The organism is Halomonas chromatireducens, from assembly GCF_001545155.1.
Lineage (GTDB): Bacteria > Pseudomonadota > Gammaproteobacteria > Pseudomonadales > Halomonadaceae > Halomonas > Halomonas chromatireducens.
On sequence record NZ_CP014226.1, the window covers coordinates 3,300,406 to 3,321,053 of the forward strand.

Below are 20,648 nucleotides of genomic sequence, written 5' to 3' on the forward strand. Positions count from 1 at the left end.
AGGGGGTATCTTGTTTGAGAGTCGGGTGCATGGCCGGTTGATGCTGGATAGGGAGGAGTGAGGCCAGCATCTGGGCGGTGGCTTCTGCGCTGGCGGCGCGGCCTGCTGGCTCTGCTGGTTGGCCTTGCCTGGTTGCCGGTGCAGGCTCAGTCACTGGGGCAGGCTCCGCTGCGTGGCGATATGCCCGATATGCCCATGGGAACGCTGGGTACGGTGGGCTCCGATACCCTGGCCGGGTTGATGCTGCGCTGGGGCGAACAGCTCACCCATCATTATCCCGGCGTGCGCCTGCAACTGCAGGTCAGCGGTTCCGCCAGTGCCCCGCCCGCATTGACCGCCGGCACCACCCGGCTGGGCCCCATGTCGCGTCCCATGACCGACGAGGAGCGCGAGGCGTTCATGGCGCGTCATGGCTATCCGCCACTGGAGGTCGAGGTAGCCCGCGATGCCCTGGCGGTGGTGGTACATCGCCATCATCCACTCGATGTCCTCCCGCTGGAGGCGCTCGATGCGATCTTCTCGCGTACCCGTCGCTGTGGCGCCGAGCATGCCGTTGATCGCTGGGAACAACTAGGCCTCGACTTCCCTACCCGACGCATCGAGCTGCATGGCCGCAACCTGGCATCGGGCAGCTATGGCCTGTTCCGCCAGCGTGCGCTGTGCGACGGCCAGTACCGCCGTAGGCTGAACGAGCACCCCGGCTCGGCGGCCGTAGTGGCGGCGGTCACCGAGAGCCTCGACGCCATCGGCTATGCCGGCCTCAACCACCTGACCCCCGGGGTCAAGGCACTGGGCCTGGTGGATGCCGAGGGAGCGCTGCATACCCCGGACACCGAGAGCGTGCAACGCGGTGACTATCCGCTGGGGCGCTCGCTCTACCTCTACCTCAACCTCCCCCCGGGTGACGTGTTGCCGGCGCCGGAGCGGGCCTTTCTCGACCTGGTGCTTTCCCCGCAGGGGCAGGAGACGGTAGCGTCCCTTGGCTTTGTGGCACTGCCCGAGGAGACACTCTCGCGCCAGCGGCATGACCTCGGCCTGACGCCGTGAGCTTGTCATCCAATTGTCATCAAGCCGTTATATTCTCCTGCTCATGACCAAGCCCTTTCCCGCTTCTCCTGCACACCGGTCTCCGCGGCGCCATCTGCTCGATCGCCTGGCGACGGGGCTGATCGCGGCGGGGGGTATCGGTGTGATCCTGGCGGTGCTGGCCATCGGCGCCTTCCTGGCAATCGAGGTGGTGCCGTCACTATTCAGCGGCGCACTTGGCCAGGAGCAGATCACCCTGTCGCTGTCGCCGCTGGCCTGGGGGACCTTGAAGGCGGCCTTCTGGGCGCTGGTATTCGCCGTCCCCATGGCGCTGGGGGCGGCCATTCATTCCTCCGTGTATATGTCTCCACGGCTGCGCAGCCGGATCAAGCCCACACTGGAGCTGATGGAAGCCCTGCCCGGGGTGGTCATCGGCTTCGTGGCGGGCCTGGTGCTGGCCCCCTGGGTGGAGCGCCACCTGGCCGGGGCCTTCGTCCTGCTGCTGGTGATGCCGCTGGGCATCCTGATGGCGGGTGGTGCCTGGCGATGGCTGAGCCCTACACTACGGCAGCGACTGCCGCTAGCCTGGGCCGGGCTATGGCTGGCGCCCTGGCTGGCCATGCTGGGGCTGGCTGCGCTGGAACTGGCCCCCTGGCTGGAGGCACGGCTCTTCGCCGGTGACCTTCGCGGCTGGCTGGATGCCGAGCTGGGCATCGACTATGCCAGTCGTAATGCCCTGATCGTTGGCCTGGCCATGGGCTTTGCGGTGATGCCCAGTGTCTACGCCCTGGCGGAAGACGCCCTGTCGGGGGTGCCGAGCAGCCTGGGCGAGGGCGCCCAGGCCATGGGGGCAACCCGGTGGCAGACCCTGTGGAAGGTGGTGCTGCCGGCGGCGGCGCCTGGCGTTTTCGCCGCCGTGATGATCGGCGCGGGCCGAGCCGTGGGCGAGACCATGATCGTCCTGATGGCCAGCGGTAATACCGCGCTGATGAGCCTCAGCCCGCTGGAGGGGATGCGCTCCATGGCGGCGGGCATCGCCATCGAATTGCCCGAGGCGGTACCGGGCAGCGATAGCTACCGGCTGCTGATCCTGGCGGCACTGCTGCTGTTCCTGTTCACCTTCCTGGTCAATACCCTGGCCGAGGTGGTGCGCAGCCGGCTGCGGCGCCGCTATCGTCGGCTGGGAGACCTGTCATGAGTCCGGCCGCGGTGACGGGGCGCGCCCGGCTGCCACGGGGCGAGGGGGCCTGGGCCTGGCTGGCCGCCGGCAGCGTGGCCCTGTCGCTGCTGCTGCTCGGGGGACTGCTGACGCTGATCGCCGTGCGCGGCCTCGCACACTTCTGGCCGGCATCCGTGTCGCTGGTGGAACTCGACGATGGCCAGGTGTTCGCGGGCCGTGCGGTGCGCGAACTCCCGTTGCCGGCAGCGGATGGCGCAAGCGGGGGCAGGGAGCGGCTCTACTTTACCGGCAATCGCGATCTCGACGGCCATGTCTGGCAGTGGGTGGAGGTCGACCGCATCGTCGAAAGCGACCGCCCCCGTGAGCTTGTGGTCATGGAGCGTCTGCGCCATGGTGACTTCATCGGCCGCCTGGTCGACGTGCGACCCTCGGGGCAGACAGGGGCTCGGACAGCCGAAGGCGGCGAAGCGGCCTGGGCAGCGCTCCAGGCGCGCCTAGCCACGGTCGGTGCGCTGCGTGGCGAACGCGATGACCTCCAGCACGGCGTGATCCAGCCGCTGGTGCGCCGACTCGAGAAGGACCCCGGCGATAGGGCGGCGCAGCGCAGGCTGGCCGAGACCAACGAGCGGGTTCGCGAGCTTCAGGAGAGCATGCGGCGGGATGTGGTCGTGCTGGAGAGCGCCGATGGCCGGCGACTGCTCCTGACCCTGGACGAGGTGCTCAGGGCCTGGCGGCCCAATGCCATGCCGCTGCCGGAAAAGATCGGCGCCTGGTCGCGGGGCGTGTGGCGCTTTCTTTCCGAGGGGCCGCGGGCGGCGAATACCGCCGGCGGCGTATGGCCGGCAATCTTCGGTACCGTGCTGATGGTGATGCTGATGTCGCTGCTGGTCACGCCTTTCGGCGTACTGGCGGCGGTCTACCTCAACGAGGTGGCCCACCAGGGCCGACTGACGAACTGGGTACGCATTGCGGTACGCAACCTGGCCGGCGTGCCCTCCATCGTCTATGGCGTGTTTGGCCTCGGGGTCTTCGTCTACGGGATTGGCGGCTCTCTCGATGAGTGGTTCTTCAGCGATGAGCTGCCGTCGCCCACCTTCGGCACCGGGGGCCTGCTGTGGGCCTCGCTGACCCTGGCGCTGCTGACCCTGCCGGTGGTGATCGTGGCCACCGAAGAGGGGCTGGTCCGGATTCCCGAGCATCAGCGGGAAGGCGCGCTGGCGCTGGGAGCCACGCGTCTTGAGATGCTGACCCGGGTGGTGCTGCCCATGGCCGTACCCGCCATGCTGACCGGCGTGATCCTGGCCGTCGCCCGTGCCGCCGGTGAAGTGGCGCCGCTGATGCTGGTGGGTGTCGCCAAGCTGGCGCCACAGGTGCCGGTGGACGGCGAATTTCCCTTCCTGCATCTTGATCGCAAGTTCATGCACCTGGGCTATCACGTCTACGATACCGCGTTCCATGGCGACGATATCCAGGCGGCTATGCCGGTGGTCTATGCCACGGCGCTGCTGCTGGTTCTGGTGGTGGTGGTGCTTAACCTGACTGCAATATTTCTGCGCCATTATTTCAGGGCGCGTCACGGTGCGCTGTCGCGCCACTGACGGAGGATAGAGCCAAGCGATGCCCGAACTGCCGCTCTCACAGCCAAGCCAGCGATCGGATGCCACTCGTCTGGATTCGGATCGCCCCAACACAGCGGGGCCGATCATCGACTTCGCCCCCGACGTCAGTTGTCTCGATGTCGAGGGGTTGAGCCTGGCCTACGGTGGCAAGCCGGCGCTTCGCGACCTGACCCTGCGGGTGCCGCGGCACCGGGTCACGGCCTTCATCGGACCCTCCGGCTGCGGCAAGTCGACCCTGCTGCGGGCCCTGAACCGGCTCCACGATCTCAACGAGGCGGTGAGTCGGCAGGGCAGCATCCGCCTGGAGGGACAGGAGATCCATGCACCCGAGGTGGCGGTGGACGAGCTGCGGCGCCGGGTGGGGATGGTGTTCCAGGCACCCAACCCGTTTCCCATGTCGATCTACGAGAACGTGGCTTTCGGACTCCGGCTGCAGGGCGGCCTGACGCGGCGGCGGATGAACGACATCGTCGAGTGGGCGTTGGAGGCGGCGGCGCTGTGGGATGAGGTGAAGGATCGCCTGCGTGCCTCGGCCTGGTCGCTCTCCATCGGCCAGCAGCAGCGCCTGGTGATCGCCAGGACCCTGGCCGTTCGCCCCGAGGTTCTGCTGCTCGACGAGCCGGCCTCGGCGCTGGACCCGATCTCGACGCTGAAGATCGAGGAGCTGATTCGCAGCCTGAAGTCGCAGCTGACCCTGGTGCTGGTCACCCACAACATGCAGCAGGCAGCGCGGGTTTCGGACTACACCGCCTTCCTCCACGACGGTGAACTGGTGGAGTACGCCCCCACGGCCAGCTTGTTCACCAACCCGCGCCTGGCGCGCACCGAAAACTACATCACCGGCCGCATGGCCTGACGGTCACCAGGAGAGTCACATGGACATCACCAGCGACACCCATAGCCAGCATATCTCCCGGCAGTTCAATCAGGAGCTGGAGGAGCTCAAGACCCACCTGATGACCATGGGGGGGCTGGTCGAGAACCAGGTCCTGGAGGCGGTCAGGGCCCTGCTCGAGGGCGACAGCCGGCTGGCCGAAAAGGTCCGCGACAGAGATCGCCAGGTCAACGACATGCAGCTCAAGATCGACGACGAGTGTACCCGGGTGCTGGCGCGCCGGCAGCCGGCGGCGTCGGACCTGCGCCTGGTACTGGCGGTGATCCGTGCCACGGCGGACCTGGAGCGGATCGGCGACGAAGCGAGCAAGATCGCCCGCAACGCCCTGAGCCTGATCGAGAGCGGCACCACCGTGCGCGGACTGGTGGAAGTGCGCCACATCAGCGAGCACGTGCGCAAGATGCTGCGCGATGCGCTGACGGCCTTCGCCCGTTTCGATACCGAGCTGGCGCTGCAGGTGGTGCGCGAGGACGAGGCGGTAGACGACGAATACGGCAGCGCCATGCGCTCGTTGATGACCTTCATGATGGAGGACAACCGCGCCATCGGTCCGGTGCTAAGCGTGATGTGGATACTGCGTGCCCTGGAACGGGTCGGTGATCATGCCGACAACCTGGCGGAGTACGTCATCTACCTGGTCAAGGGGCTGGATATTCGTCACATGGACCCGGACCAGATCGATGAGGATGCGCTCAAGCGTCGTGGTTGAGGCGCGGTGAGACCAGCCGCCCTTCGGGAAAGACGCAGCGGAATAGCGCCCCCTGGCCGGGGCGCGTATCGATCTCCAGGTTGGCGTCGTGGCGCAGCAGCACATGCTTGACGATGGCCAGCCCCAGGCCGGTGCCGCCGGTGGCAGTGCTCCTGCCCTTGTCGACCCGGTAGAAGCGCTCGGTGAGCCGGGGCACATGCTCCGGGTCGATGCCGTCGCCGTCGTCTTCTACCTCGATACAGGCACCTGGGCCGCACGCCTTCCAGCGCAGGACGATCTGGCTGCCTGCCGGGGTGTAGCGCACGGCGTTGTAAGCCAGGTTCGATACCGCACTGCGTATCTCCTGTTCGCTGCCGAGCAGCGGCCGCTGCTCGTCGATTTCCACCGAGATCTGCTGCTGGCCGTTGGCGAGCGCTGCGGCATCGTGGCGGACGCTCTCGAGCAGCTCGCTCATGTCCAGCGGCGCGTGGTCGTCACCGCTCTGCTCGAGCTCCAGTCGTGACAGCAGCAGCAGGTCGTTGACCAGGCTCTGCATGCGCGTGGTCTGTCCCTGCATCTGGGCGAGGCTGCGGGCGAGGCGGGGTGGCAGCTGGTCGGCGTTGTCGGCGTAGGTCTCGAGATAGCCGGCCAGCACGGTCAGCGGGGTCCTCAGTTCGTGAGAGACGTTGGCGACGAAGTCGCGCCGCATCTGCTCCAGGCGATGCAGGCGCGTGATGTCCCGCGCCATCAACAGGCGCTCGTCGTCACCGTAGAGGGTGATCTGGATCTGCAGGACCATCCGCTCGTCGATGGGCGAGGGCAGCGTGAGGGGGTCACGGTAGTCGCGGGCATTGAAGTAGGCGACGAAGCGCGGATCGCGTACCAGATTTGTGATGTGCTGGCCGCGATCCTGGTGGGTGCGCAGGCCCAGCATGCGGTCGGCGGCGCCGTTCCACCACTCCAGGTCGCCATGCTGGTCGAGCATCACCACGCTGTCGCGCATGGCTTCGGAGGACTCCTGGATGCGCTTGAGCGTGGTACGTAGCCGCTCCTGGGTATGGCGCTGGCCTTTCTGATAGCGGTAGAGCCGATCGAACAGCTCCCCCCACAGGCCATTGGCGGCGGGTGGCTCGGCCTGGGGGTTGCGGGTGAGCCAGCGGTGAAGGGCGCGAAGCCGGCGCAGGTGGCGGTAAAGGTAGACGCCCATGCCGGCGGCAAGGCCGAGCCCGAAGGCCGAGAAGAACCAGCCGATCAGGCCGCCGGCCCCGGCCAACAGCCCTAGCCGCCAGATTTCATGGCTCCATAGGCGCATGTCAGACCTTGATGGAAAAACGGTAGCCGGTGCCACGCACGGTCTGGATCAGATGCTGGTGGTCATCGCCCAGGGCCTTGCGCAGGCGACGGATATGCACGTCCACGGTGCGCTCCTCGACATAGACATTCCCGCCCCACACCTGGTCCAGCAGCTGGCCGCGGGTATAGGCTCGCTCCTGGTGGGTCATGAAGAACTGCAGCAGGCGGTACTCGGTGGGCCCTATTTCCAGCGACTTGCCGTTGGCGCTGACCCGGTGGCTGACCGGGTCGAGCTCGAGCCCCTCGACCTCGACAAGGTCTTCCACCCCCTTCGGGGTGGAACGGCGCAGCACGGCCTTGAGCCGGGCCACCAGTTCCCGCGGCGAGAAGGGCTTGGTGATGTAGTCGTCGGCGCCGGCCTCGAGCCCCAGGATCTTGTTGTCCTCCTCGCCCTTGGCGGTGAGCAGGATTACCGGCAGCTCGCTGGTGGCGGTCTCGCGCTTGAGGCGACGGGCCAGTTCGATCCCGCTGGTGCCGGGCATCATCCAGTCGAGCAACAGCAGGTCGGGCTGGTGGTCGACGACCATGGCGTGGGCGGTCTGGGCGTTGTCGGCCTCGAGCACACGGTAGTCGGCCATTTCCAGGGCCACGGCAATCATTTCGCGGATCGGCGCTTCATCATCGACGATCAGAACGGTCTTGGCTGTCATTCGGGGCCTCTAGCTCAGTAGCGGGTCGATGACGATAACAGCACGATATCATGTCATTTCGATGACAGCGCTATCGCACCCGGCGACCCAATGGAAGTGACGACGGTGGGTGCCGGCATCATCCATAGCGTCCGGTGATGTAATCCTCGGTCTGCTTCTTCTCGGGCTCGGTGAAGATGGTGTTGGTCTCGCCGAACTCGACGAGGTCGCCCAGGTACATGAAGGCTGTGTAGTCGGAGACCCTGGCCGCCTGCTGCATGTTGTGGGTGACGATGAGGATGGTGTACTGCTCCTTGAGCTCGTGGATCAGTTCCTCGATCTTCAGCGTCGAGATCGGGTCCAGCGCCGAGGCCGGTTCGTCGAGCAGGATCACCTCCGGCTCGATGGCGATGGCCCGGGCGATCACCAGGCGCTGCTGCTGGCCGCCGGAGAGGCCGAAGGCGTTGTCGCCGAGCCGGTCCTTGACCTCGTCCCACAGCGCCGCGCCACGCAGCGAGCGCTCGACCACCTCGTCGAGCACCGACTTGCTGTTGACGCCCTGCAGGCGCAGGCCGTAGGCGACGTTCTCGTAGATCGACTTGGGAAAGGGATTGGGCTTCTGGAACACCATGCCCACCTTGCGGCGCAGCTCGGCGACATCCACGCCGCGGGCGTAGATATTCTCGTCGTCGAGCAGGATCTCGCCCTCGATGCGGCAGATGTCGACCAGGTCGTTCATGCGGTTGAAGCAGCGCAGCAGGGTCGACTTGCCGCAGCCCGAGGGGCCGATAAAGGCGGTCACCTTGTTGGCCGGGATATCCAGGTCGATGCCCTTGAGCGCCTGGTCCTTGCCGTAGAACAGGTTGAGGTCGCGCACCTTGAAGGTGGTCTTGCCCATGCCGAGCATGGCGTCGCGATGGCTGGCGGTGGTCATGGCTGACGTCATGGTAGTCATCTCTCGCCTCTTGGGTGTTGTGGCGACGGCCCAGGCCGTCGCCATGCAGTCGGGTTGGCGTCAATCGGACGCGGCGCGGTAGCGCTCGCGCAGCCGGTTACGGATGCTGATGGCGGTCATGTTGAGCACGATGATCAGGATCACCAGCACCAGCGCCGTGGCGTAGACCAGCGGCCGCGCGGCTTCGACGTTGGGGCTCTGGAAGCCGACGTCGTAGATATGAAAGCCCAGGTGCATGATCTGGCGATCCAGATGCACGAAGGGGAAGCTGCCATCCACCGGCAGCGTCGGCGCCAGCTTGACGACGCCCACCAGCATCAGCGGCGCCACCTCGCCCGCCGCCCGGGCAATGGCCAGGATCATTCCGGTCATCATCGCCGGGGTGGCCAGCGGCACCACCACCTTCCACAGCGTCTCGGACTTGGTCGCCCCCAGGGCCAGGCTGCCCTGGCGCACCGAGGAGGGAATCCGCGCCAGGCCCTCCTCAGTGGAGACGATCACCACCGGCAGGGTCAGCAGCGCCAGGGTCAGCGAAGCCCAGATCAGCGCCGGCGAGCCGAAGGTGGGCGAGGGCAGGCGGTCGGAATAGAACAGCTCATCGAGGGAGCCGCCCAGGGTGTAGACGAAGAAGCCCAGGCCGAACACCCCGTAGACGATGGAGGGCACCCCGGCGAGGTTGTAGACCGAGATCCGGATCAACTTGAGCAGCGGGCCCTGCTTGGCGTACTCGCGCAGGTAGATGGCCGCCAGTACGCCGAAGGGACTGACGATCAGCGACATCAGCAGCACCATGGTCACGGTGCCGAAGATCGCCGGAAAGATGCCGCCGGCGGTATTCGCCTCGCGGGGCTCACCGCTTACGAAGGCCCAGAACTGCTGCACATAGGCCGCCGCCTTGGCGCTCAGGCTCAGGCTGTTGGGCTGCACCGCGCTCACGATCTCGCCGACGCTGATCTCGACCTCCTCGCCACCGGCCACACTGGCCACCAGCACGTCCCGGCGGCTCGCCTGGCGCAGTACATCGAGCTCCTGGCGCAACACCTGGAACTCCGCCTGCAGCGAGGCGCCTTCGCTCTCGATGCGCTCCAGCGCATCGGCGAGTGCCTCCGGCGCGATATCCGGGTCACGCTGCAGTCCGCGCTGCTGCAGGCGCAGCGCTTCCATGCGCTCGCTGATTACTCCCACGTCGCGGCGCTCGATGCGACGGATCTCGCGAAACAGGTCATTGCCACGGGCGATGCGTTCCTGCAGCGCGTCCCAAAGTCCCTCGCCCTCGGCGACCACCTCGCCATTCTCGAGCAGCCGCAGCGGATAGCCGAAGAAGTCCCCCCACTCGCGGCGCTCCAGCACCATGGCGTCGGGGGGCGTCTGCCATTCGCTCATCTGCAGTTCGGGGTACCAGGCAAAGTCGCGTCCGGTGACGTCGCGGTTGCCCTGCTTGATCAGGTGGCGAGTCACCAGGTCGCCCTCGCCCAGTTCCGGCGGCACGGCGATGCCGGCATCCCGCGCCACCTGGACCGGAATGGTCTGGGAGCGCACGTGCTCGCCGACCACCATCTGGCCCAATCCCAGCTCAGGGTCACCGACCTGAAACTCGACGATCTCGGCCGGCCAGAAGTGGCTTAGGCCGCGCACGGCGATCAGGCCAATCAGGCCCACGACCATGATCACGGAGATCGCGACAGCCCCGGCATTCAGCCAGATCCAGGGGGCGCCGCTCTTGTACCATTGCTTCATCATCGACTCCTGGAATTAGAGACTGCTGTAGCGCTTGCGCAGGCGCTGACGAATGATTTCGGCCAGGGTGTTGACCACGAAGGTCATGGCCAGCAGGACCAGGGCGGCGAGGAACAGCACCCGGAAGTGGCTCGAGCCCACCGCGGTTTCGGTCAGTTCGACGGCGATATTCGCCGACAGGGTGCGCATGCCCTCGAAGATGTTGAAGTTCATGATCGGGCTGTTGCCGGTGGCCATCAGCACGATCATGGTTTCGCCCACGGCGCGCCCGAAGCCCATCATCACCGCCGAGAACATCCCGGGGCTGGCGGTGGGAAGCACCACGCCCAGCACCGTCTGCCAGCGGGTGGCGCCCAGCGCCAGCGAGCCCTGGGTCAGGTGGCGCGGCACGTTGAACACCGCGTCCTCGGCGATCGAGAAGATCGTCGGAATCACCGCAAAGCCCATGGCGATGCCTACCACCAGGGCGTTGCGCTGGTCGTAGACGATGCCGATGTCGGTCAACCACTGGCGCATATTGCCGTCGAACAGCCAGATCTCCAGGTGCGGGCTCATGGCCACACAGAACCAGCCCACCAGCAGGATCACCGGCACCAGCAGCGCCGCTTCCCAGCCCTCCGGCGCCAGCCGACGAATACCCTCCGGCAGTCGGCTCCAGACGTAGGCGAAGGCCAGCATCGCCAGCGGCATCAGCAGCAGTACGCTGAACACCGCGGGCAGGCTGCCCTCGATGAAGGGCGCCAGCCACAGGCCGGCGAGGAACCCGAGGATCACCGTCGGCAGTGCCTCCATGATCTCGATGGTCGGCTTGACCTTGCCGCGCAGCTTGGGGGTCATGAAGTAGGCGGTATAGACAGCTCCCATCAGCGCCAGCGGGGTGGCGAACAGCATGGCGTAGAAGGCCGCCTTGAGGGTGCCGACGGTGAGCGGCATCAGGCTCATCTTGGGCTCGAAGGCATCGGTGGATGCGGTGGACTGCCAGATATAGCGCGGCTCGCTGCGTCCTTCGTACCAGACCTTGCCCCACAGCGACGACAGCGAGATGTCCGGGTGGCGATTCGCCACCTCGGCGCGCTGCAGCTGGCGTTGGTCATCGACGATCAGCGCCATGGTATTCACCGGCGAGACCGCGATCCGGCTCAGCGGCCCCTCGGTCATGCGGGCCTGAAAGACATCCTGCCCGGCGGTGGTGTGGTGAATACCGAGGTAGCCCTGATCGTCGCCGACCAGGAACCCGTGGCGGTTGTACTCCGGCTCGATATGGGTAATGGCGCCCTGGTAGCGGGCGAAGTCGCGGATGTGCTCGAGGCTGTGCTGCCCGCCGCTCTGGCGCACCGGGAAGTACTGGCGCACCTGGCCGTCGCTGGTCCCGGCAATGATCGACACCGTGCCGTTGAGATAGGCCATCTTGGTGACCTGGCCCTGGTCGGTGACCTGTACGGCACCCAGGTAGTCGACGCTGTCGAGGTTGCCGATGTCGTAGTGGTGGATCCGACCAGCGTCATCGCCCACGTAGAGGTGGCGGAAGCGACCGTCGATGAGGATCTGGCGCGGCTCGCCGTCGAAGGCCGGCAGCGTGACCGTGTCCTGCTCGATACTGACCTCGCCGGTCATCAGGTTCTCGCGACGCTCGAACGAGGCCAGCAGCAGCTCGCCGTCCTCGGTGGCCGCGGCAATGTAGGTGCCGCGATCGCTGACCTGCACGCCGAGCACCTCTATGGCACGTCCCTGCTCGTCGAGGGTGATCGGCTCATCGCCCAGCGGCAGCGCCAGGTCGGGCTCGATATGACGCAGGTTATCGGGATAGGAAAGCGCGTACTCCAGTACCCCGAGCGACACCTGGCCGTTATCGAAGCCGTAGGCCACCGCATTGGCATTGGCGACGGCGGTGGCCACCGCCATGGTCGTCGCCTGCTCCGGGATCGGCAGCGCGAACTGGGTGCGGATCGCACCGTCCTCGGTCTCGAAGAAGGTGACGTTACCAAGCTGGGAGAAGCTGGTACCCAGCTGGTTATAGCGCTCCAGGGTCAGGTGCACCAGTTCGTCGTCGGCGCCGACACCCGGCACGCTGTAGCTGGCCTGGGGGGCGACGCTCGCCGAACGAAACAGCGGCGCCACTTCGGAGAACAGATAGACGAAGATCATCGCCAGGGCGGCGACCACGCCGATCCCGGCAATGCCGATGCCGTAGCGTGAAAAGTGATCCTTGAAGGCGCGCCGCTTGCGCAGCCGCTCGCGTTGCTCGGGTGAGGGCAGCAGCGAGCGCTGCCCGCCAGGGGCGATTTGACGACGTTGTGGTGACTGGGAAATGTCATTCATGATGGATTGGCAGTCCCGGCGAGTGCGAAAGGTAGGGCAAGCGTAAGGGGCGTAGATGACAGATCCATGACAGTGCTGCCCTCATGCATGCGAAAGGGGCGCCGAAGCGCCCCTTTCATGGCCAGCTGAATCATTTGGATCAGTCGAGGCCCAGCTCGCCGCGCACGCGGCTGGCAACCGCCTCGGGCAGCGGGATATAGCCATCACGGTTGGTGACTTCCTGGCCCTGACGCGACAGGATCATGCGCAGGAACTCGGCCTGCTGCGGATCCAGGTCCTCATTGGGGTGCTTGTTGACGTAGACCATCAGGTAGCGCGCCAGCGGGTAGTTCTCGTTGTCCACGGTAAAGGCTTCTTCACCTTCGTCACGTGCTACCGGCACCGCACGCACCTGGGAGGTGATGTAGCCGATGCCGGAGTAGCCGATGCCGTTGACCGACTCGCTGACGCCCTGCACCACCGAGGCGGAGCCCGGCTGCTCGTTGATCGAGGCCTTGAAGTCGCCGCCGCAAAGGGCGTTTTCGGCGAAGAAACCGTAGGTGCCTGAGACGGCGTTACGGCTATAGAGGGTGAAATCGCGGTTCTCCCAGGCGCCGTCCAGCCCCAGCTGACCCCAGCGCGTGATGTCCTCGTCGTAGCCGCAACGGCGGGTATCGGAGAAGATCGCGTCGATCTGCGGGATGGTCAGGCTCTCTATCGGGTTGTCCTGGTTGACGTAGACCGCCAGGGCGTCGATGGCCACCGGTACCATGGTCGGCGGATAACCGAAGCGCTCCTCGAAGGACTGGATCTCGGAAGTGCGCATCTCGCGGCTCATGGGGCCGAACTGGGCGGTGCCCTCGGTCAACGCGGTCGGCGCGGTGCCGGAGCCGGCGCCCTGAATCTGGATGTTGACGTTGGGGTAGTAGCCGGCGAACTCTTCGGCCCACAAGGTCATCAGGTTGTTTAGGGTATCGGAGCCGATGCTGGTCATGTTGCCGGAGATACCGCTGACGGTCTCGTAGTCGGGCAGATCGGGATCGACATCCGCCAGGACAGGCATCGAAATGAACGAGGCGCCGATGACGGCAGCAGCCATTACCTTCAGTTTCATGTTTCTCTCTCCACTATTTCGCAGCGCTGGCATCCAGCTTGGAATCTCGATCACATTCGCGATGACCGATGGCTACGACTATAGGGAGAGCGGATGACACTTCGGTGACAAAAGCCGGGGGTTTGATGAACCTTCTGTGACAGCCTTGTGGGACAGCCCTGTGTAACGGCAAGCGCTCGTGAGTGCCCGTGAAGTGCTGTGCGGCTTGCCGCGACCGCGATAGAATCCGGCTGGTTCCGCCCCTCTTTTTTACCGGCAGGGAGGGGCGGTGGCCGGCTTGAAAGTTACCGGCAATGACATGCCGAACGTAGGGAGAAGGGGCATTATGTCAGTTCGCACGTTTTTCGCCGGCCTGGGCTTGCTGACCGCGCTGTTGGCCGCTGGCTGTGCCGGGCGTTCCGAGCCGCCACCGGCGGATGAGCCGGCGCCACCGCAGGCGGAGGCACCGCCGCCTTCCTCCCAAGCCGAACCGCCGCCAAGCGGCACGGCAAGGGAAGATCGCTACTGGCTGCCGGCCCTGTTCGCCACCGAGGTAGATGAGGCGCATTACTACGTAAGCCGGCTGGCGGATCGGCGCTTCATCGACACCTATGGGGGCGACGAGCACCCGCGGGTCTGGTACATCGCCGCGGAGCGGCTTGGACAGATCGGTGAGCCGGCGGTGCCGCTGCTGTTCGGCCTGATCGACACTACCGATGCCTATGAGTTGATGCTGGTGCTCTACGCGCTACAGCTGGCCACCCAGGATTCCGCGCTCATGGCGGAAACCGGCGGCGACTACATCCAACTGGGTACGGTGCTGACGGAGAGCACCAACCGCGAGAACCGTGAAATAGCGCTGGCGTGGTGGCAGCGGCACGGCTGGCGCTGGGAGTAACTGCTGCTGGCCTTGCCAGGGCTTCGCGCGGTCTCGCTCATGCCCGGTCGAACAGCTTCGTTGTCTCGGCGAGCCGCTGGCAGATGGCGTCCAATTTCTGCTGGTGGCTCTCGTCGGTCAGGGCGCCGCGGTCATCGAAGGCGTCACCCGCCTTGGCTACGGCCAGCTGGTCCGGGAGTACCGTCACCCCGACATTGCTCAGCAGCTGGCGCATCAGCGCCAGGCTGCGCATGCCGCCCAGTCCACCGGGCGAGGCGGCGAGCAGCGCAGCGACCCGGCCCGCGAACAGCTTGAGGCCGCTCTCGCCTTCATGGGGGCGCGAGATCCAGTCGATGGTGTTCTTCATCAATGGGGTAATGAAGCCGTTGTACTCCGGGGAGGCGATCAGCAGGCCCCTATGCTCGGCCAGCAGCTTGCGCAGGGCCAGCGCGTTTTCGGGCAGGCCATGTTCGGCCTCCAGGTCACCCTGGTAGAGCGGCATCGGATAGTCGCGCAGGTCGATGAAGGTGGCCTGGGCGCCCAGCGCGTCCAGGCGGCGGGCACCCAGGCGGGCCAGCCGCTTGTTGAAGGACGCTTCCCGGGTGCTTCCGGCGAATACCAGGATTCGAGCTGCGGTAGTCTGGTCTGACATCTTGGATCTCCCTGTGCCATTTCGTCGTTTGGATGAGCCCGGCCGGCAGGTTGCTACACTTTGCGCTTCCCGCTTCGCCGGCCGGTCACCGCGCAGAGTTGCCGCTGTTTTGCTATGGTCACGCGGCGACCGGTGTTTTCCCATCTCATGGACTTGGAGTCAGCCTTCCATGGACAAGTATATGCAAGCTGCCCTGGACGAAGCCCGCCGGGGCCTGGCGGAAGGGGGTATCCCCATCGGCTCGGTACTGGTCTACCGTGGACGCATCCTGGGGCGAGGCCATAACCGGCGGGTGCAGTCGGGCAGCACGGTGTTGCATGGCGAGATGGATGCTCTGGAGAATGCGGGGCGCCAGCCAGCCTCAGTGTATCGGGATTGCGTGCTCTATACGACGCTGTCACCCTGCCCGATGTGCAGCGGCGCCATCCTGCTCTACGGCATTCCCCGGGTGGTCGTTGGCGAGAATCGGACCTTCATGGGTGAGGAGGCGCAGCTGCGTTCTCGGGGCGTCGATGTCGAGGTGCTGCAGTCGCAGGCCTGCATCGACATGATGTCCGCTTTCATCGAGGCATCGCCCGACCTCTGGAACGAAGACATCGGGGAATAGCGCGCCGTACCGGAAGGTGGACCCATGTCGGCGAGGCGATATGCCTGGCTGTCATGAAACTGTCACATGTCCCGGTTACCGTGCGCGGACAGTAACGTGGGTGTCACACACCCGTCATCCTGAACGTGTAACCTCTCAACGGCCTTTTCATGTCGAAACCAGATTCCTCTTCGCCCGACACGAACCGAGCGGCTCTCACCCGCGAGGATATCCGTGAGGTACCGGCCTGGCTGCGCGGCATCTATGCCGGTCTCTGCCTCTACTTTTTCCTGGCGGCACTCAACGTACTCGGCTCGGGGCTGGGTACCTTTGGCCGGGCCAGCGACTTCCTGACCCAACTCTTCGCCTACGGCGAGAACCCCTTCATCGCTCTGCTGGCCGGCGTTCTGGTCACCATGATCGTGCAGAGCTCATCCTTCACCTCGGCGCTGATCGTGACGCTGGTCGCCAGCGGCGAGATGACGCTGGGCACGGCGGTGTTCGCCATCATGGGGGCCAATATCGGGACGGCGGTCACCGGGGTGATCGTGGCGTTGGCCAACGTGCGGATCAAGCGCAATTTCCGCCGCTCGTTCACGGCGGCATTAATGCATGACTTCTTCAATATCCTGACCGTGGCGATCGTCTTTCCCCTGGAGTTCATCAGCGGGTTCTTCCACGAAGCTGGCAGGGGGATCTTTACCCGGCTGGCCGGCTGGCTGGCCGACCTGATCGGCATGGAGGAGGTGGCTCGCCCTGACAGCCCGGTCAAGGTGATCACCGCGCCGGTGGTCGATGGTGCGAACGGTGTCGCCACCTTGCTGACGACCACCCCGGCTGCCCAGGGGCTGGTGGTGGCCGGTCTTGGCATGCTGCTGATGTTCGCTGCGCTGATCTTCATGGTGCAGAACCTGCGGGGTGCCCTGCTACGTCACATGGATGGCCTGTTCCGCACCTACTTCTTTCGCAGTGACGTTCGTGCCTACGGTGTCGGCCTGGTCTCCACTGTACTGGTCCAGTCCAGCACCATCACCAGCAGCCTGATGGTGCCGCTGGCAGGCGCCGGGGTCGTTCGCCTGCGCCGCGTGTTGCCCTTCATGATGGGTGCCAACCTGGGCACCACGGTCACCAGTGTGCTGGCGGCCACGGCGAACCCTGTGGCTGCCGCGATGACCGTGGCCCTGTTTCATGTCATCTTCAATCTGACCGGCACCGCCGTCTGGTACCCGCTGCGCTATATCCCGCTGCGGATTGCCACCTGGTATGGCCGGCTGGCCGCCCGCCAGACCCGTTACGCCTTCGTCTTCCTGATCGGCGTATTCCTGGTGATACCGCTGCTGGGAATCGGCGCCACCGAACTGTTCACGAGCCTGCGCTGAGCGCGGCGCCTCAGGAGATTTCTACCATGTTTCGACAGCTTTACAGCGCCCTGACCTCGGAAAACACGCTCAATCTGGCCTTCGAGGATCTGACCCAGATGCTCAAGCATGGCGCCTGGATGTTCGACCGCGCCAATGAAGTGCTGCACAGTCAGGCGTCGGCCGATGAGGTGCGTCAGCCGCTCTATGACCGTGACCAGGCGATCAACGAGCTGGAGCGCTCGATTCGCCGGAAGGTGTTGCGTCACCTGACCGTCAATCCGGGGCATGATGTCGCCATTTGCCTGGCCTTGATGAGCGTGGCCAAGGATGCCGAGCGCATTGGCGACTACTGCAAGAATGTCTTCGAGGTGGGGCATTTCTACACCGAAGGCTTCCATGTGCCCAAGTACCAGGAGCCCCTCGACAACATGGCGCTCGAGATGGGTGACATGTTCGACAAGGTGATCAAGGCGACGCGGAATTCCGACGAAAAGCAGGCCCGCCAGGCGCTCACCAAGGCGGTGGAAGTGCGTCAGCGCAGTGACCGCCTGATCGAGGAGCTGTTTCGCGACGAGCACCATATCGCGTTTCACGAGGCGGTGGCCTACTCACTGCTGGCGCGGCATTACAAGCGTGTCGCAGCACATCTGGCCAACATCGCCACGGCCGTTCTGGGGCGGCTGGAAGACCTGGACTTCTATTCCGATGCCGACGACGACGGCTGAGCGGGCAGGGTAGGGTCAAACCGCATCAACCGCTAAACATAGTGGGAGGCTGTCTCGTAGCGAGCGTGGCAGTATGCCCAGGTCATCGAAGCTGCCAATGGCGTCGTTTGCGACATTGTCCTGGGCCATCAAGACCACCTGGTCGCGGGTCAGCGGTGGATTGGGCAGGGGTGAGGCCAGTAGCGCCAGCAGGTGCCACAGCGGGAAGGGGATGGGAAGCAGAGGCCGTTCCCGCGACAGTTCGCGCATGACCAGTTCCACCGCTTCCCGGTAGCGAATGATATCGGGGCCGCCGAGTTCGAAGAGGCGTCGCTCGGGCGGGTCGCTGCCCAGCAGCCTGCCGATGGCGCGGGCCACGTCCACCACATGAACCGGCTGCAGGCGCGTCTCGCCATGGCCGAACAGGGGAATGACCGGCAGCCTCGTCAAGCCCGCCAGGGTCGACAGGAAGGCGTCATCGGGGCCGAACATGACGCTGGGCCGCAGGATGATTGCCTTGGGAAGCGCCGTGACCACTGCCGTTTCGCCACGGCCTCGCGCACGGACATAGGCCGAGCGCGAGGCCGGGTCGGCCCCGATGCCCGAAAGCTGTACCAGCCGCTGGATGCCTGCCTCATGGGCAAGCTGCGCCAGTTGCCCGGCGGCCTCCACATGAATGGTCTGGAAGCGCGCGCTGCGGCTTTCCACATAAAGACTGACCGCATTTACCACGCTATCGGCCCCTTCCAGCGCCTTGGCGATATCGGCCTTGCTGCGAATATCGACGCTTACGAGCTCCAGCGGATCGCCGGGTTCCGCCCAGTCGGGCAGGGCGGGCCGACGGGCGGCGATGCGTACCGTCCGACCGGCGTCCGCCAGCTCACGGACCACGTGGCTGCCGAGAAAGCCGGTGCCGCCGAAGACGGTGACACAGCCGAACGACATCATTGCCTCCTTTCGAGATTGCAGCTTTCAGCCCGCTGGCAGGGGCAGCGCACCGTTCTCCTTGACAGCGCGTATGGCGAAGCTGCTGTCCACGCTGCTGACCATGGGCAGCTTCTGTAGTCGCCGTACCCAGCGTTCGTAGCCGCGCAGGTCGGCGGTGACCACCTGAAGCAGATAATCAAAGGCCCCGGAAATGGTATGACAATTAATGATTTCTGGCATCTCGCTGACCGCAGCTTCGAATTGTTCGACCAGTGAGTCTTGATGTTGGCTGAGGCGTACCTGGACGAATATGGTGAGATCGAGCCCCAGTCGTTCCTTATCCAGTTCGGCGCGGTAGCGTGTGATCAGGTTGTCCTGCTCGAGTCGTCGAATACGTCTGGCACAGGGGGAGGGCGATAGGTTGACACGCTCCGCCAGCTCCGCGGTAGTCAGGCGGGCGTCCTGCTGCAGGGCTTCCAGCAGCAGGCGGTCGATGCGGTCGAGTTTCAAGGTGCGCATGGCCATGCCTCATCAATGTAACATTCCGTTATTTCTTGGCTTGGGCGGCTAATAGTCCCTTTGATTCTGGGTAATATTGCCCATGTTCGCCAGTGGAGTTGGCCCACACCGCCGGCTACTCCTTTGTGGTCTAGAGGTCGATGGCATCGGATCGATGAAGTGAAAGTCTGTGTTCGTCAAGAAGGTATAAGCGCTAGGCTCAGTCCGAAAACTGGCTGCGCTCGGCCAGACGTTAAAAATCGGCTCAAAGTACGCATTTACACCCCGTAAACTCGCACGCGAGCCCTGTCCGTCTTCACGCCGATTTTGCCTTGCGACCCACAGAGAAGTGGGAAGTGCGTTGGCCCGTAGGGAACGGTCCTGGCCTTCGCTCGCCGACTTTTCGGGCAACGCCTAGGCTGCTAGTCCGTCGCAGCGTTGGTCTCCGCCTCCTCGGTTGCGTCCTTGTCTTCGCCGTTGGACGCTTCCTCGATCCAGCCACGCTCGCGGTAGTAGCGCAGGGCGCCTTCATGAAGCGGTGCCGAGAGACCATCCTTGATCATCCGTTCGGGCTCGAGAATCGCATAGGCGGGATGAAAGTCAGTGAAACGCTCAAAATTGTCGAACACGGCAGCGACCAGGGTATAGACCTGATCCGGATCGGTGGCTTCGCTGGCCACGACGGTGGCGCGGACGCCGAAGGTCTGCACTTCCGGCTGGTCGTCGTAGTAGAGTCCGGCGGGGATTTCGGCCAGGCTGTAGTAGGGTGCCTCGTCCACCAGGGACGCGACGAAATCCCCCTCGACGCCGACCACGGCGGCGTTGCAGAGATCCACGGCCTGGCGAATGCTCAGGTCCGGATGCCCCACGGTGTAGACCATGGCATCGATATTGCCATGACACAGTTCCAGCGACTGCTGATCGGCGGGCAGCTCATTGACCAGGGCGAAATTGTCCAGTGTCCAGCCCCTGGCGGACATCAGCTGCAGCATGGTGGCCCGCTGCCCGGAACCGGGGTTGCCAATGTTGACCGCACGCTGCTCCAGGTCGTCGAAGCCTTGAATGCCGGACTCCCGGCGTACCACCAGGGTAAAGGGTTCGCTATGTACTGAAAAAAGAGCGCGAAGCGTGTCATCCGGGCCGGCGTCTGCGAAGCCTTCCCGACCCTCCACGGCATAGTACTGCTGGTCCGACTGGGCCAGTGCGATCGGCACTTCACCACGACGGATATCGCGCAGATTGGCGACAGATCCTTCCGACGGGCGGGCATGACACGGGCCTTCAAGCAGGCGACAAAAAGCCTGGCCCGTAACGTGATAGACGCCGGTTGAGCTGGCCGTTCCAATGACGATCTGATCTTCCGCTGCCTGGGCCGGCAGTGACAGGGCCAGGACTACCAGTAAGCCGCCGCCAAGGCTGGCCAATCCTGCGGTCGATTTCGTCACTGTTCCACATGGTTTCATGAGGATCTCCCTGGAGGGGCTCGCTTAGACGTTTTGTATCTTTGTTGTGTACTTGTTTGAGTCTAGCAGGCGAATGGAAATAGCCCTTGATGCGCTCGCGCATTGCT

19 protein-coding genes are annotated in these 20,648 nt (G+C 65.0%); 9 read left to right on the forward strand and 10 right to left on the reverse strand.

Features of this window, described 5'->3' with window-relative positions; genetic code table 11:
* Nucleotides 1-180 precede the first annotated feature (180 nt).
* The 5 genes from LOKO_RS15235 to phoU are packed head-to-tail and all read left to right on the forward strand — an operon-like array spanning nt 181 to nt 5,429.
* Entirely contained in the window at nt 181-1,047 is an 867-nt protein-coding gene (locus LOKO_RS15235; protein ID WP_083517744.1) for a PstS family phosphate ABC transporter substrate-binding protein, read from the forward strand.
* Between the two features lie 43 nt (nt 1,048-1,090).
* Entirely contained in the window at nt 1,091-2,224 is a 1,134-nt protein-coding gene (locus LOKO_RS15240) for an ABC transporter permease subunit (RefSeq protein ID WP_066452392.1), read from the forward strand.
* On the forward strand, nt 2,221-3,804 hold the full coding sequence (gene pstA / locus LOKO_RS15245) for a phosphate ABC transporter permease PstA (RefSeq protein ID WP_066451268.1): 1,584 nt from the start codon (nt 2,221-2,223) through the stop codon (nt 3,802-3,804). The genes LOKO_RS15240 and pstA (LOKO_RS15245) overlap by 4 nt, the downstream gene beginning before the upstream one ends.
* A 19-nt stretch (nt 3,805-3,823) precedes the next feature.
* Entirely contained in the window at nt 3,824-4,681 is an 858-nt protein-coding gene (gene pstB / locus LOKO_RS15250; RefSeq protein ID WP_083517614.1) for a phosphate ABC transporter ATP-binding protein PstB, read from the forward strand.
* A gap of 19 nt (nt 4,682-4,700) precedes the next feature.
* Nucleotides 4,701-5,429: a phosphate signaling complex protein PhoU gene (phoU, locus tag LOKO_RS15255; protein ID WP_066451271.1), complete on the forward strand. Its 729-nt coding sequence runs from the start codon at nt 4,701-4,703 to the stop codon at nt 5,427-5,429.
* Here the strand turns inward: phoU and phoR are convergent.
* From phoR to LOKO_RS15285, 6 genes are all read right to left on the reverse strand, one after another.
* The gene (gene phoR, locus LOKO_RS15260) at nt 5,413-6,720 is read right to left on the reverse strand and encodes a phosphate regulon sensor histidine kinase PhoR (protein ID WP_066451275.1); all 1,308 of its coding nucleotides are present in this window, start codon (nt 6,718-6,720) and stop codon (nt 5,413-5,415) included. The two genes, phoU and phoR, sit on opposite strands and share 17 nt — an antisense overlap.
* Nucleotide 6,721: 1 nt before the next feature.
* On the reverse strand, nt 6,722-7,411 hold the full coding sequence (gene phoB, locus LOKO_RS15265) for a phosphate regulon transcriptional regulator PhoB (RefSeq protein WP_066451277.1): 690 nt from the start codon (nt 7,409-7,411) through the stop codon (nt 6,722-6,724).
* A 118-nt stretch (nt 7,412-7,529) separates the two neighbouring features.
* Nucleotides 7,530-8,288: a phosphate ABC transporter ATP-binding protein PstB gene (pstB, locus tag LOKO_RS15270; protein WP_470303299.1), complete on the reverse strand. Its 759-nt coding sequence runs from the start codon at nt 8,286-8,288 to the stop codon at nt 7,530-7,532.
* 117 nt (nt 8,289-8,405) lie between these two features.
* Nucleotides 8,406-10,082: a phosphate ABC transporter permease PstA gene (gene pstA / locus LOKO_RS15275; protein WP_066451279.1), complete on the reverse strand. Its 1,677-nt coding sequence runs from the start codon at nt 10,080-10,082 to the stop codon at nt 8,406-8,408.
* Nucleotides 10,083-10,097: 15 nt separating this feature from the next.
* Nucleotides 10,098-12,401 carry an ABC transporter permease subunit gene (locus LOKO_RS15280; protein WP_083517616.1) on the reverse strand — a complete coding sequence of 768 codons (2,304 nt, stop codon included), beginning with the start codon at nt 12,399-12,401 and terminating at the stop codon, nt 10,098-10,100.
* A gap of 139 nt (nt 12,402-12,540) precedes the next feature.
* Nucleotides 12,541-13,494 carry a PstS family phosphate ABC transporter substrate-binding protein gene (locus LOKO_RS15285; RefSeq protein ID WP_066451280.1) on the reverse strand — a complete coding sequence of 318 codons (954 nt, stop codon included), beginning with the start codon at nt 13,492-13,494 and terminating at the stop codon, nt 12,541-12,543.
* 325 nt (nt 13,495-13,819) lie between these two features.
* Between LOKO_RS15285 and LOKO_RS15290 the strand changes: the two genes are divergently transcribed.
* Complete coding sequence (locus LOKO_RS15290; protein WP_066451289.1) at nt 13,820-14,371, forward strand: hypothetical protein; 552 nt, start codon at nt 13,820-13,822, stop codon at nt 14,369-14,371.
* 37 nt (nt 14,372-14,408) lie between these two features.
* Here the strand turns inward: LOKO_RS15290 and LOKO_RS15295 are convergent, their stop codons facing one another.
* Complete coding sequence (locus LOKO_RS15295; protein ID WP_066451292.1) at nt 14,409-15,002, reverse strand: NADPH-dependent FMN reductase; 594 nt, start codon at nt 15,000-15,002, stop codon at nt 14,409-14,411.
* A 169-nt stretch (nt 15,003-15,171) separates the two neighbouring features.
* Here LOKO_RS15295 and LOKO_RS15300 point away from each other — a divergent pair, with 169 nt between their 5' ends.
* From LOKO_RS15300 to LOKO_RS15310, 3 genes are all read left to right on the forward strand, one after another.
* Nucleotides 15,172-15,609, forward strand: a complete 438-nt coding sequence (locus LOKO_RS15300; protein WP_066451295.1) for a nucleoside deaminase — start codon at nt 15,172-15,174, stop codon at nt 15,607-15,609.
* 149 nt (nt 15,610-15,758) lie between these two features.
* Entirely contained in the window at nt 15,759-16,967 is a 1,209-nt protein-coding gene (locus LOKO_RS15305; RefSeq protein ID WP_235588884.1) for a Na/Pi symporter, read from the forward strand.
* Between the two features lie 26 nt (nt 16,968-16,993).
* A complete protein-coding gene (locus tag LOKO_RS15310; protein ID WP_066451298.1) occupies nt 16,994-17,674 on the forward strand; it encodes a phosphate signaling complex PhoU family protein in 681 nt (226 codons plus the stop codon).
* A 15-nt stretch (nt 17,675-17,689) separates the two neighbouring features.
* Here LOKO_RS15310 and LOKO_RS15315 read toward each other — a convergent pair whose 3' ends face one another.
* From LOKO_RS15315 to LOKO_RS15325, 3 genes are all read right to left on the reverse strand, one after another.
* Nucleotides 17,690-18,598, reverse strand: coding sequence for a complex I NDUFA9 subunit family protein (locus LOKO_RS15315; RefSeq protein ID WP_066451304.1), 909 nt, complete (start codon nt 18,596-18,598; stop codon nt 17,690-17,692).
* Between the two features lie 27 nt (nt 18,599-18,625).
* Nucleotides 18,626-19,099 (reverse strand): Lrp/AsnC family transcriptional regulator, encoded by a 474-nt coding sequence (locus tag LOKO_RS15320; RefSeq protein WP_083517746.1) that lies wholly within the window; start codon nt 19,097-19,099, stop codon nt 18,626-18,628.
* A 401-nt stretch (nt 19,100-19,500) separates the two neighbouring features.
* Nucleotides 19,501-20,541 (reverse strand): TAXI family TRAP transporter solute-binding subunit, encoded by a 1,041-nt coding sequence (locus tag LOKO_RS15325; protein WP_083517617.1) that lies wholly within the window; start codon nt 20,539-20,541, stop codon nt 19,501-19,503.
* Nucleotides 20,542-20,648: the final 107 nt, after the last annotated feature.